Origin of the sequence: Synechococcus sp. CS-1326 (assembly GCF_025128115.1) — a bacterium.
Taxonomy (GTDB): Bacteria; Cyanobacteriota; Cyanobacteriia; order PCC-6307; family Cyanobiaceae; genus Regnicoccus.
Window position 1 is genome coordinate 98,733 of record NZ_JAHLYV010000012.1, and the last position, 11,676, is coordinate 110,408.

Annotated in this window: 11 protein-coding genes; 6 read left to right on the forward strand and 5 right to left on the reverse strand. The window is 70.2% G+C overall.

Features of this window, described 5'->3' with window-relative positions; translation table 11 throughout:
• The first annotated feature begins 6 nt into the window (after nucleotides 1-6).
• The 5 genes from KQ307_RS04055 (at nucleotide 7) to KQ307_RS04075 (ending at nucleotide 4,876) form a co-directional block, all read left to right on the forward strand.
• Nucleotides 7-783, forward strand: a complete 777-nt coding sequence (locus tag KQ307_RS04055; RefSeq protein ID WP_259727033.1) for a hypothetical protein — start codon at nucleotides 7-9, stop codon at nucleotides 781-783.
• Nucleotides 768-1,013 (forward strand): hypothetical protein, encoded by a 246-nt coding sequence (locus tag KQ307_RS04060; protein WP_259727034.1) that lies wholly within the window; start codon nucleotides 768-770, stop codon nucleotides 1,011-1,013. The genes KQ307_RS04055 and KQ307_RS04060 overlap by 16 nt, the downstream gene beginning before the upstream one ends.
• A complete protein-coding gene (locus KQ307_RS04065; RefSeq protein ID WP_259701777.1) occupies nucleotides 1,010-1,717 on the forward strand; it encodes a PilN domain-containing protein in 708 nt (235 codons plus the stop codon). Before KQ307_RS04060 ends, KQ307_RS04065 begins: the two co-directional genes overlap by 4 nt.
• Complete coding sequence (locus tag KQ307_RS04070; protein WP_259727035.1) at nucleotides 1,714-2,436, forward strand: hypothetical protein; 723 nt, start codon at nucleotides 1,714-1,716, stop codon at nucleotides 2,434-2,436. Before KQ307_RS04065 ends, KQ307_RS04070 begins: the two co-directional genes overlap by 4 nt.
• Before the next feature lie 148 nt (nucleotides 2,437-2,584).
• Nucleotides 2,585-4,876 (forward strand): type II secretion system protein GspD, encoded by a 2,292-nt coding sequence (locus tag KQ307_RS04075; RefSeq protein ID WP_259727036.1) that lies wholly within the window; start codon nucleotides 2,585-2,587, stop codon nucleotides 4,874-4,876.
• Between the two features lies 1 nt (nucleotide 4,877).
• On the opposite strand, the gene KQ307_RS04080 is transcribed toward KQ307_RS04075, so the two are convergent.
• From KQ307_RS04080 to KQ307_RS04095, 4 genes are read right to left on the reverse strand one after another with little or no spacing between them, the layout of a single operon-like run.
• Entirely contained in the window at nucleotides 4,878-5,702 is an 825-nt protein-coding gene (locus tag KQ307_RS04080; RefSeq protein ID WP_259727037.1) for a pentapeptide repeat-containing protein, read from the reverse strand.
• Between the two features lie 27 nt (nucleotides 5,703-5,729).
• Nucleotides 5,730-7,544, reverse strand: a complete 1,815-nt coding sequence (locus KQ307_RS04085) for a transglutaminase domain-containing protein (protein ID WP_259727038.1) — start codon at nucleotides 7,542-7,544, stop codon at nucleotides 5,730-5,732.
• Complete coding sequence (locus tag KQ307_RS04090) at nucleotides 7,541-8,500, reverse strand: hypothetical protein (protein WP_259727039.1); 960 nt, start codon at nucleotides 8,498-8,500, stop codon at nucleotides 7,541-7,543. Before KQ307_RS04090 ends, KQ307_RS04085 begins: the two co-directional genes overlap by 4 nt.
• A gap of 19 nt (nucleotides 8,501-8,519) precedes the next feature.
• The gene (locus KQ307_RS04095) at nucleotides 8,520-9,425 is read right to left on the reverse strand and encodes a MoxR family ATPase (RefSeq protein ID WP_259727040.1); all 906 of its coding nucleotides are present in this window, start codon (nucleotides 9,423-9,425) and stop codon (nucleotides 8,520-8,522) included.
• Between the two features lie 43 nt (nucleotides 9,426-9,468).
• On the opposite strand from KQ307_RS04095, the gene KQ307_RS04100 reads away from it, so the two are divergent.
• Nucleotides 9,469-10,554, forward strand: a complete 1,086-nt coding sequence (locus tag KQ307_RS04100; RefSeq protein ID WP_259727041.1) for a histidinol-phosphate transaminase — start codon at nucleotides 9,469-9,471, stop codon at nucleotides 10,552-10,554.
• A gap of 8 nt (nucleotides 10,555-10,562) precedes the next feature.
• Here the strand turns inward: KQ307_RS04100 and KQ307_RS04105 are convergent, their stop codons facing one another.
• Complete coding sequence (locus KQ307_RS04105; protein WP_259727042.1) at nucleotides 10,563-11,636, reverse strand: UDP-N-acetylglucosamine--N-acetylmuramyl-(pentapeptide) pyrophosphoryl-undecaprenol N-acetylglucosamine transferase; 1,074 nt, start codon at nucleotides 11,634-11,636, stop codon at nucleotides 10,563-10,565.
• Between the last annotated feature and the right edge of the window lie 40 nt (nucleotides 11,637-11,676).

Below are 11,676 nucleotides of genomic sequence, written 5' to 3' on the forward strand. Positions count from 1 at the left end.
GAATCATTGGTTCTTGCCGGGTTACGGGAACGACTGGATCCGCTGCTGGCGAGGATTTTCCCTCCCCGCATCCTTCTGGTCCTCGACGACGACGCCTTCACCCTGCTGGGCTTGCCGGGCCAGGCTTTTCAGGCGGGCTCAAACCGGCTGCGCCGGGTGCCGCTGCCGCGGGGGGCCTGCGTCGACGGCCTGCCGCTCCAGAAAGCCGCCCTCGGCGACCTGATCGGCGACCTGAGCCTCGAGCTGGGCCTGCAGGGGGCCCACGTGGTCGCCAGCCTGCCGCGCTCGGCCGCCGGGATCCGGGTGGTGCAGTGGCCGTTCGATGCCTGGCCTGAGGAGCCCGAGCAGGCCCTGCGCCAGATCGATCCCGACCTCGCCATGGGCTACCCCCTCAACCAGGCCTACCTCAGCCTCACCCCCCTGATCGGCTTCGATCCCCAGCTGCCGCTCACTTCCCTGCTGGTCACGGCACCGCGCTCGCTGGTTCTGGCCTGGATCGAGGTGTTTTCGATCGCCGAGCTGCATCTGGAGCGGCTCGAACCCGCCCAGGTGGCGGATCTGCGGGCGATCGAGCCCTTGGTGGCCGATGCCCCCACCGATCAGCTGATCGCCCTGCTCGAGTGGCGAAGCGGCGGGGCAGAGCTGACCCTGATCCGCCACGGCATTCCCGAGTTCAGCCGCCACCTGCCGGCGATGCAGGCCGACCTGATCGCTGGCCTGCACCAATGCATCCACTACTGGCGCCAGCGGGACCCGGCGTCAGCCAGGTGCGGCTGCTGCTGATCAGCTCCGGCAGTGGGCTCGACGACCTGGCCGATTCCCTGGCGGCAGCGGGCGACTGGAAGGTCGAGATCGTCGATCCGATCGAACTGGACTGGCTGCCCTGGGACCCGGGTGCCGATGATCCGCTCAGCCCCACCGATCTGGACGGTTCCTCGCTGCTGCGCCTGAGCGGCCTGAATCGAGCGGAGCCAGGCCAGGCGAGCTCGGGCGCCAGGGAGCTGCCTCGATGACCACCACTCTCACCCCCGTTGATCTGCTCAGGGAGCGGCGCCTTGAGCTTGGCCTGCCGGCCGACCCACCCCGTCCCGCCGATCCACGCCGCCTGCTGCTGATCGGTGCCGCGGTGGCGGCCGGCCTGGTGACAGCGGCGCTGGGAATGGCGCTGCTACTCCGCTGGCAACAGCAGATGCTGAGCAATGAACTGGAGCGCCTGGCCCCGGTGCAGACCCAGGTGGAGACCCTGGAGAAGCAGCTCGCTGTGGAGCGTGCCGCGATCGAAACCAGCCGCAAGGCCAACCAGCAGCTGGCCGAGGGCCTGGTGGCGGTGCGCTCCGGCACCGCCCTGATGAGCGACCTGGCCGGGCGGACCTCCACCGGGCTGCAGCTGACCGCGCTGAAGGTGAACAAGGACGACCTGGAGCTCAAGGGCCGCAGCAGCGACCCGGGCGCCTTCGAGCGCATCAATGCCCTGGTGTTGCGGTTGAAAACCTCACCGTTGCTGGATCCCGCCAGGGTCAAACTGGGTCGCGCCGAACGGACCGCCCCCGAATCCGGTACGCAGCCGGGTCCAGCATCGCTGGTCAACTTCGAGCTCACCGCCGCCTTCCGGGAGCCACTCACCGGCCAAGCCCAGCTTCGGCTGCTGCAGAGGCTGGGGGCGGATGGCATGGCCCTGCGCCTGCAGCTGCTCCAGCGGGAGGGCCTGCTGCCATGACGAACCTTCAGGAGGGTGTCAAACCGCCTTCGGAGCAGGCCCGCACGGCGTTGTTGCTGGGGCTGCCGATCGGGGCAGGCCTTTTGCTGGCGGGGCTGGTGGTTGTCGGAGGCGTCTGGCAGCCCTGGAGCAAGATCCGCCAGGACCAGATCCGCCTCGACGAGCTGCGGGCGATGGAGCAGCGGCTTCCCCTGCTGCGTCAGCAGCAGTTGCAGCAGATCACGGCGGCCGAGAAGGTGAAGGTCCAGCAGACGGGCCTGCTCCAGCTGATCGCCGGCAGCGGCGGGATCGGCACCGTGCTGGCCCAGCTCAACCGGGAGGCGAGCGCAACCGGCGTCCAGCTCAACCTGTTCGAACCCGACGCAGCGGCGGCAGCGGCGGCAGCGCAGGCAGCTGATGCCAAGGGCGCCAATCCCTCCACACCACCACCTGCGGCCACCCCGGCGGAAGGGCAGCCGCCGCCGCCACCGCCGGACCCGCTGGAAGCGCAGGGCCTAAAGAAATCCACCACCCTGCTCAGTGCCCGGGGCCGGTTTCCGAACCTGCTCAATTTTGTTCGTCGACTGGAGCGGCTCGGCCTGCTGGTGGTGCAGAGCGACCTGACCCTCACCACCGAGGAGGTCAAGGCGGACGCGCCGCCACCACTCACCGAGCTGAAGCTGAACCTGTCCCTCTACAGCAAGGAGCCAGCACCCCCTGCCGCCAAACCCGCCAGCTGAGCTGAATCCACCGGATCCCCCTCTGGTTGAGGGCACTGCAGAGCGATAACGTCCCAGCAAAGCTCCGATGCTGCATCGCGTGAACCAGAAGCCAACGGGGTGCCATCCGCCTGCGCCACTGGCTGCGGCTCTGCGCCGGGCTGTTTCGTTGCCGCTTGCGCTGGCTGCCACGCTGCCCCTGGCGGGGATGCTCGACGGACCCGCCGCCCTGGCCCAGGCCATCCAACCGATTCCGGTGCAAACTCTGCCGGGTGAAGGAGCACTGGAGCTCAAGGTGCGGCGGCTGCCCGATGCGGTGGAGGTGGTGATCGAGGGCACCGGCCCGGGTCCCCAGCTGCAGCAGTTCACCAACAGCGCCGGCTGGGAAGGCCAGCTGATCCTGCCCAGGCCGAGTGGCCTGCGGCGGGGGCCCCAGCAACTGGCCCTGCCGGAGGCCGGCTTCAAGACGATCAGCCTGGAAGGGGTGGGCGATCGCTTCGTGATTCAGGTCACGCCGGTGGCGAACGGCCCGGTGAACCGGCCCGTTGTGAGCGCCGATGGCCGCAATCTGATCCTCAGTTTTCCCGCCGTCCCCCAGTCGTCCTTCCAGACCGGCCAGCTCGACCTGAACACCCCTGGCCGGGTGCCCCAGGCCGCCTTCGTGCCGCCGCTGCAGCCCCGGGCCGCCGCGCCACCGCTGGGGGACATGGCGGTGGGAAGCATGGTGCTGCGCAACCCCAGTTATGTGAACGTGCGGGGCCCGAGCGTCACGATGACTCTCCGGAATGCTCCCGCCCGAGATGCCCTGATGGCCGTGGCCCAGTTGGGAGGGTACGGCTTCGTGTATGTGGATGACACATTGACAAATACTCCTTCACCAGGAGCGCTGAGCCCACCAAGTGGCGCCCAGAGGCTGATATCGATCGCCTTCCGGAATGAGGGCTATGCCAGGGCCGTGAACTCGATCCTGCTGGCCGCCGGCCTGCAGGGCAAGTTGGAGGGGAATCTGATCATTGCCGGTCCGAAAGTGCTGAGCAAAACCTTCGGCACCCAGCTCTCGAAGGTGTATCGGCTCAATCAGGTTTCGGCCAATTCCGCTGCCGATTATCTCGCCAGCCTTGGCGCCACGATCAACAAGACCTACACCACCACCTCCACCTCAAGTGAGGTGTCGTCCACCGGCACACCCGCCAACAACACGGCCAATTCCACCGCCACAACCGCCACAACCACGGAGATCAACTCCTTTGGAGCCGGCCAGGGGCCACTGCTTGGTCTGATCGGCACCACCGACTCCCGCCTGGGCACGATCACCCTGGTGGGCGACTCCTCGATCGTACTGATCGCCGAAAACTATCTCAAACAACTGGATCTGCGCCAGCGCCAGGTGGCACTTTCGGTGCGATTGCTGGATGTGAACCTGGAGAACAGCCAGGACATTGCCAACAGCTTCGCCTTCCGCTGGGGCAACAACTTCATCGTCAACGACAATGGCCAACTGCTGGGTGCGTTCGGTTCTCAGCTGCCGCCTACTGCGAATGACTTTCGGCGGGGGGTTCCCAGCGACCTCAATGTCAACCTCACTCCCCCATCAGGCACAACAGGCGGCACGATCACAACCGAAGGGACGAATCTTCCTGGACTCGTCGCTTCCGGAGCCGCCGCTGTGAATGGGGGAACCACGCTGGGCAACTCCCTGGTGGATGGTTTCCGCCGCAATCCTGGTCTTAACTACCCCAAGGATGCCTTCTTTGACTTCGTCCAGGCCCAGATCATTTCCCGCAACACCAAGTTGCTGGCCAGCCCCACCCTGATCCTTCAGGAGAACCCTTCCCGCCTGAGAGCCTCCGGAGGTGGTGCCTCCGCTTCAGGCAGAACCGGCGGCCTGGATGAGTACACGATCGACTCTCCGATCGGCCGCAGCCAAGCCAACGAAGCGGCCGTCCGTGTCGGCACTAACGTGATCACAAATGTAACGGTAACCACCGATTCGGTAAGCGGCAGCACCCAGTGTGAACTTGAGCTCTCCACAGCCGGGCTGACGCTCGGCGCGCGGGTGGAGAAAATCGATGACAACGGCTTCGTCACCTTCTCGCTCTCCCCGTCGGTGTCCGCCGTCACCGACACGGTGCCGGGCCCTCCCTCCTGCACCTCGGAAATCAGCATCCTCAGCGTGCGGCGCCTTGACACCGGCGCCCTGCGGGTGCGGGAGGGCCAGACCCTGATCCTCACCGGCGTGATCTCCGACTTCGACGTGGCGGAGGTTTCGAAGTGGCCGATCCTTGGCGATCTGCCCCTGGTGGGCCAGTTCTTCCGGGCCTCGAGCAACCAGCGCCAGAAACGGGAGCTGGTGATCATGGTCACCCCGCGGATCATCCGCGACGACGACGGCGGAACCTTCGGCTACGGGTTCCAGCCCTCCAGCCGCGAGATGCGTCAGTTCGTGAGCAACCCCCGGTAGCTCAGAACGCCAGCGGCACGAAGGCCTTGATCGCCAGAGGTGCCAGGAACTGCAGCACTCCCATCGTGCCGCTGAGGATCTGGGGACCCAGCCCGTTGCCGCCTTTCCCCTTGTCGGGGGTGGCATCGAGCTGGAGGGCCGCCTCCTTCAGCTGCTTGCTCGTGTCGATCTGACCCTCCTGGGCGTAGAGGCCAGCGGCATAGGTGAAGTCCTGGGCCGCCGCCGCCGTGTTGCCCTGCTCACTGCGGCTGATGCCCCGCGCCACCCAGCTGATCGCCGCCTCCGGTTGCCGGCCGATCGCCGCACTGAAGAACTGCTCCGCTTCCGGGAAGCGGCCCCGCGTGGCGGCGTCCACACCGGCGTTGTGGAGGGTGGCATAGCTCTGCTGGGCCGGGTCGATGCCCCGGGCGCCCTGCCAGTGGCTGCTGGCGAGCGCGCTGGCATCGAGCAGGGCCCCGCCCAGGTCGGCGTCGCGCAGATCGGTGCCCAGCATGCGGGCACCCCGCAGATCGGCCCCTCGCAGGGAGGCCCCCTGCAGGCTGGTGAAGCTCAGATCGGCGCCGGCCAGCCGGGCGCCATCGAGGCGGGCGCCGCTGAGGTTGGCGCGCTGGAGCTGGGCGCCATTCAGCTCGGCATCCCGCAGATCGGCCTGCACCAGATCGGCATCGGCCAGGCGGCACTGCTCGCAGCGCTTCGTGCTCAACAGACGGATCAGGGCCTGGCTGTCGGCCGCCAGCGCCGCCGCCGGCAGCAGCAACACCAGCGAGGCCAGCCCGATCAGGCCCGGCAACGGGAGTCGGGCAGGGGGAGCGGTGGCTGGGATCACGGCCGAAGGCGGCGGCAGGAAGGTTGTCTAACCAGTTTCCGGCTGATCGGGGCGCGCCGCCAGCCCCCGGGGCAGCAATCGCCCCAGGAGGCGCCGGGCAGCCCGTTGCTCAGCGGCTGAGCCCGGCGGGCCGAAGCGCTGGGCCAGGTAGAGGTTGGCGAAGCGACGCAACGGGGTGCGCAGCTCAGGCCGATCAGCCGCCACCCGCGCACAGAACCCGCCCAGATCCTCGCCGGCTGTCGGTTCGAAGCCCAGCCGCCGCAGCCGCACCAGGCCACGCTCCAGCTCGCGGCGCAAAGGGTCGACGCCACCACGGTTCTGGCCCCAGCGCAGCAGGGGCAACGTGACCGCCAGGCAGAACGCCACCGCCGCCAGCAGCAGCAGCCCCAGCCAGTCGCGGCGGGCACCGAGCAACCGCTCCAGCAGGGCCGCCTGGGCCTGACGGTTGAAGCCGAGAACCCAGCCGGTCCAGCGCAGGTCGAGGCCGCGCCACTGCTGCTGCAGCCAGACGAGCGGACCGGTCTCGGCCGCGCGACGCTCCGTGCTGCCTGGCAGGCCCGGATTGATCCGGGCCGGTGCCACCCAGCCGGTCGGGTCCACCCGCTGCCAGCCGACCCCCGCCAGCCACACCTCGCTCCAGGCATGGGCATCGCTCTGCCGCACATCGAGGTAGCCACCGCCGCCCAGTTGCGGCACCCAGCGCCCCCCCTGGTAGCCGGCCACCACCCGGGCCGGCACCCCCGCCGCCCGCATCAGGGCGGTGAAGGCGGCTGCGTAGTGCTCACAGAAGCCTTCCTGGGTGTCGAACAGGAAGGCATCGAGCGGGGCCTGGCTGGACAGGGAGCCGGGCTGGAGGGTGTAGCGAAACGCCTGACTCAGGAACCACTGCCGCGCCGTCTCCAGCCGCCGCTCCGGCGACTGGCCGGAGGCCCAGCCAGCGCCGAGGCCCTCCAGGCGCGGATTGGCTCCCGTGGGGAAAGCCGTCGCCGCCGCCACCGCCCCCGCCGAGAGCGGCGCCGTCTGCCAGTCGCTGGTTCGGTCGGTGGCGCCCAGGGCATAGCCCCGCCGCTCGCCTGGCGGCCGGTCATTGATCAGTTCACCGGCGCTGCCGACGGAGAGCTCCGACTGGAGCGGCTGCCCCCGGCCACTCCAGGGCAGCAGCGGCAACCTGGAGGGTTCCGCCAGCCACAGCTCGTCGCGGCTGGCGGCCAGCGGCGGGCGGGTACCGCGGAACGGGGGGTCGGGGGCGTCCCGCTCCCAGCGACGGCCATCGAAGCGGTTCAGCACCAGCACCCGCCAGTAACGCTCCGGCTCGGCCGGTGGCTGGCCCGCCTCGAAGCCGATCCGCACGGCCGGCGCGTCGATCGCCACCAGGCTGGCGATCGAGCCGGGCTCGATCCGGTCACTGAGCCCCGTGCGGGCCGCCTGGTTGAGCGGCACGCTGAACACCGGACCCAGCCGCGGCAGCAACAGGAACAGCACCAGCACCAGGGGCAGCGCCGCGGCCAGCAACCGGAAACTCCTGCCGAGCAACTGCCGTGGCAGCAGGCCATCGCCGAGCTCCTGGGCCAGCAGCGCGGCGAGGGCCACCAGGGTGGTGAGCACTTGCAGCAGGCTTGGACCCAGGCCGGGCAACAGGGCCGCCATCACCCCCGTGGCCACCAGCAGCAGCAGACTCATCCGGCGCAGCTCGGCGGCGCGGCGAGCTTCCCGCAGCTTCAGGGCGCCCAGCACCACCAGGGCGATCGCCCCCCAGCTGAGCGGCAGGGCCGTGTCAAGGCCCGGCAGCTGCAGCCCCAGCAGCCCCAGTCCAAGCCAGTGCAGCCGCCGCACCCGCCTCATGGCAGCAGGGCCAGCACGGCCAGGCAGCGGTCGCGGTGGCGCGGTCCCAGCCCCGGCGCGATCGTCTGCTCCCCCACGGCCAGTCCGAAGGGCAGCCCGGCGGCACTGAACCGGCAGAGACGCTCGCAGAGGTGCTCGAGGGCCTGCTCCCTGGCCAGCCCGGGCTGCGGGCTGAGCCAGCAGGCCTGGGGCGCCGGCGCGTCGAACACCTTGTTGTGGGCCCCACGCCCCCGCGCCAAGGTCTTCCAGGCCAGGCGCGCCACTCCCTCTTCGGCCCGGTGGGGCCGCAGGTCGCACCAGTCGCCCGCACCGCTGGTCAGGCCGGGACCGGCCGCCTCCGCCTCGGGGCCGAGCGGAGCGGAACTGCGCTCCAGCACCGGCCCGGGGCGCTGGGCCGGGTAGACCAGCTGCGCCACCTCCGGTTGCCAGAGTGACCAGCAACGGAACAACCCCAGCGGCGCCGTGGAACGGACCCGCAGGGTGCCGGGGCGCTGCAGTCCACGGCGGCTGGCGGGCCAGGCGATCGCCAGCCACTGATCCCCTGGCTCGATCACCAGCCCCCTGGCCTCACCCCGCCCCTGCAGCGCTCCCCAGGAGCGGGACGCGGGTTCAAAACTCAGCTCCACCTGGTACCGGCGGAAGCGACTGCGGATCTGGAGGGGGTAGGGCAGGGGATCACCGGCGAAGCCAGCCGCCGGCTCGCCACAGGCCAGCTCCAGTCCCTGCAGGTTGCCGGCGGTGAGGTGAAGGGCCAGCACGAACAGTCCCAGCAGCAGGAAGGACATGAACAGCGGCCCGTTGCTCTGCTGCTGAATGCCCACCAGCTGCAGCACCCCCGCCCCGGTGAGCCACAGGAAACCGAAGCCGGTGGGGAGGATGTAGAGGTTCCAGCCATTCAGGCGGAGCCGCGTCCCCTGCTGGGGGCGGAACAGACGGCGGCCGCCACCCCCTGGCAACCACCGCCTCCCTGACCGTTCAGCGAAGACCATCCACTCCGGCCTGAAGCTGGCGGCTGCTGGATGAGCCCGGTTCACCGCCATCGAGGCGGTGATCGCAGACCGCGGCCAGCACGGCCTGCACATCGGCGGGGATCACATACTCCCGGCCCTCCAGCAGCGACCAGGCCCGGGCAGCGGCCAGCAGGGCCTGGGCAGCCCGCGGCGAAAGCGGTGCACCATTGAATCCAGCCTGGCGGCTCAGCTGCACCAGGTCGAGCACGTAGGCGATCAGCGCCGGTTCGGCCCGTTGCGCCGCTGAGCGCCGTTGCAGCTCCTCAAGATCGGCGGGGTTGAGCAGGGGTTCCAGCGCCTCGCTGCCCAGCCCCTGGCCGGCCAGCAGGGCCAGCTCGGCGGCACGGGCCGGAAAGCCGAGGCTGATCCGCATCAGGAAGCGATCCAGCTGGGATTCCGGCAGGGGGGCGGTGCCCGACTGATCCTGGCCATTCTGGGTGGCGATCACGCAGAACGGCCGGGGCAGCTCGTGGCTGACGCCATCGACACTGACCCGGCCACTGGCCATCGCTTCGAGCAGGGCGCTCTGGGTGCGGGGGCTGGCCCGGTTGATCTCATCAGCCAGCAGCACCTGGCTGAACAGCGGGCCGGGCTGGAACCGGAAGCTGCCGCTGGCCGGCTGCAGCACGCCGATGCCGGTGAGGTCGGCCGGCAGCAGGTCACTGGTGAAGTGCACCCGCTTGAAGCCGAGCCCGAAACTGCGGGCCAGCGCCTCGGCCAGGGTGGTCTTGCCCATGCCGGGCAGATCCTCGATCAGCAGATGGCCCCGGGCCAGCAGGCAGGCCACCGCCAGGCGGATCTGACGGTCCTTGCCCAGCAGAACCCGGCCGATATGCTCCACCACCCGCTGCGGCAAGGCTCGCTGGTCCACTGTTGGAAACACTTCAGCCGACCCTAAGGGAGGAATTCAGACCATGACAGGGGGCGACCACCGGCATGGCGGCAACCTGGTGGCCACCGCCCGGCGGCTGGGTTGCCGCCCCGACCAGCTGCTCGACGCCAGCGCTTCCCTGGTGCCGTTCGGCCCGCCGGCCTCGGTGCGGCGGCGGCTGGGCAGTGTCCTTGGCGCCCGGGCCGGCTGTCCCTCCCCCCTGCGGGACTACCCCGATCGCGACTACACCGGGCTGCGAACGACGATCGCGGCCTGTCATGGCCTGGATCCGGCCGCTGTGCTGCCGGGCAATGGGGCCGCCGAGCTGTTCACCTGGGCGGCGCGGGATGCGGCTGCGGCCGGCCTGAGCCTGCTGCCGACCCCCGGCTTCGCCGACTATCGCCGCGCCCTGGCCTGCTGGAGCGGCGACTGGCAACCCCTGCCGCTGCCGTTGGGCGGGGAATTCCCCGACACCGCTGCCGCCACCACTGCCGGCGGCGTGCTCTGGATCACCAATCCCCACAACCCCACCGGCCAGCTCTGGAGCCGCGCCCAGCTCGAGCCGCTGCTGGAGCGCTTCGCGCTGGTGATCGTCGATGAGGCCTTCCTGCCTCTCGTGCCCGGCGGTGAGGACCAGTCGCTGATTCCGCTGCTGGCTGGACATCCCCAGCTGGTGGTGATCCGCAGCCTCACCAAGTTGTTCGCGATCGCCGGCCTGCGCCTGGGCTATGCCCTGGCGGCGCCGGAGCGGCTGAGCCGCTGGGCGGCCTGGCGCGATCCCTGGCCGGTGAACGGCCTGGCCGCCGCCGTGGGTGAGGTGGTGGTGGTGGATCGACGCTGGCAGAAGCGGGTGCAGCGCTGGGTGGCGAGCGAGGGGCCCTGGTTCCATCGCCAGCTGGAGGGGCTGCCCGGCCTGACGCCGTTGCCTTCGGCGGCCAACTTCCTGCTGGTGCGCGGCGAAGGCTCCCTGGTTGCCCTGCGCGAACGGCTGGAGCGCCACCAGCGGGTTCTGCTGCGCGATTGCCGCTCCTTTGAGGGGCTCGGTGAGCAGTGGCTGCGGATCGGCCTCCAGGACCGGCGGGGCAATCAGCGCATTCTGCGGGCCCTGCGCACCGAGGCGGTCCGGTAGGTGGCCGCTCAGGCCAGCTGCTGCAGGAGCTGGACCAGCCGCTGGTCCGCGTCCCGGACCGCCAGTCGTCCCATCCCCGCCTGCAGGGCCAGCAGGGGATTGACCGCCGCGACGCCCCCCCCCAGCCGAACACCGAGCAACTGCCAGAGGGTGTCCGCCAGGGTTGGATCAGCAGGGCCCTGCTGGGTCACCACCACCGCCGCGCCGAGTTCGGCCGCAGCGGCGGCGTTGGCGTCCTGGTGCCGGTCGGCCGCCTGCGGGAAAGGCACCAGCACCGCCGGTGTGCCGCTCACGGCCAGTTCACTGAGGCTGCCGGCCCCGGCACGGCTGATCGCCAGGTCGGTGTGCTGCAGCAGGCCCGCCAGTTCATCACTGAACGGTCGCTCGACATAGCCGGGAGACGAAACCGCCCCAGCCTCGGGATCGTTCGATCCGGTGAGATGCACCACCCGGCAGCCCGCCGCCAGCAGCCTGGGCACCAGGGGACGCACCATCCGGTTCAGGCCGACGGCACCCTGGCTGCCGCCCATCACCAGCAGCAGCGGGCCCTCCCCCCTGGGCACCCAGTCAGGCAAAGGCGCCGCCTCCAGAAAGGCACGGCGCACCGGGGTGCCGCAAAGCAGTGGGCGACAACGGGGCAGCAGCACCGCCGCGGCAGGCAGGCCCACCGCCACCCGGCTGCAGAGGCGCCCGAGCAGCCGGGTGACGCGCCCGGGGATGGCATTGGACTCATGCAGCACGACTGGAACATCGCACCAGCGGGCCGCCAGGATGGTGGGGCCGGCGATGTAACCGCCGGTGCTGAACACCACTTCGATGGCCTCGCGCTGGATCAGCCGGCGCACCTTGCCGGTGGCGGCCACCAGCTGGATCAGCTGCAGCAGCTTGCGCACACCCCGGCCCTGCAACCCACCGGCGCGAATCGTGTGCAGGGGGTATCGGGCCGGCACCAGCTCGCGCTCCAGCCGGTCGGGCACCCCCAGCCATTGCACCGACCAGTCGGGCGGCAGGGCCTCAGCCACCGCCAGGGCCGGAAAGAGATGTCCGCCGGTGCCGCTGGCGGCGATCAGGAGCCGGGTCATGGGCCGTTTCTGACGCGCCGGGCGCCCAACCAGAGAGCGC

Coding starts and splice junctions, on each gene's coding strand:
- KQ307_RS04085 (WP_259727038.1), bottom strand. CDS start 7,544: ATGAGGCGGGTGCGGCGGCTGCACTGGCTTGGACTGGGGCTGCTGGGG.
- KQ307_RS04100 (WP_259727041.1), top strand. CDS start 9,469: ATGACAGGGGGCGACCACCGGCATGGCGGCAACCTGGTGGCCACCGCC.
- KQ307_RS04070 (WP_259727035.1), top strand. CDS start 1,714: ATGACGAACCTTCAGGAGGGTGTCAAACCGCCTTCGGAGCAGGCCCGC.
- KQ307_RS04105 (WP_259727042.1), bottom strand. CDS start 11,636: ATGACCCGGCTCCTGATCGCCGCCAGCGGCACCGGCGGACATCTCTTT.
- KQ307_RS04065 (WP_259701777.1), top strand. CDS start 1,010: ATGACCACCACTCTCACCCCCGTTGATCTGCTCAGGGAGCGGCGCCTT.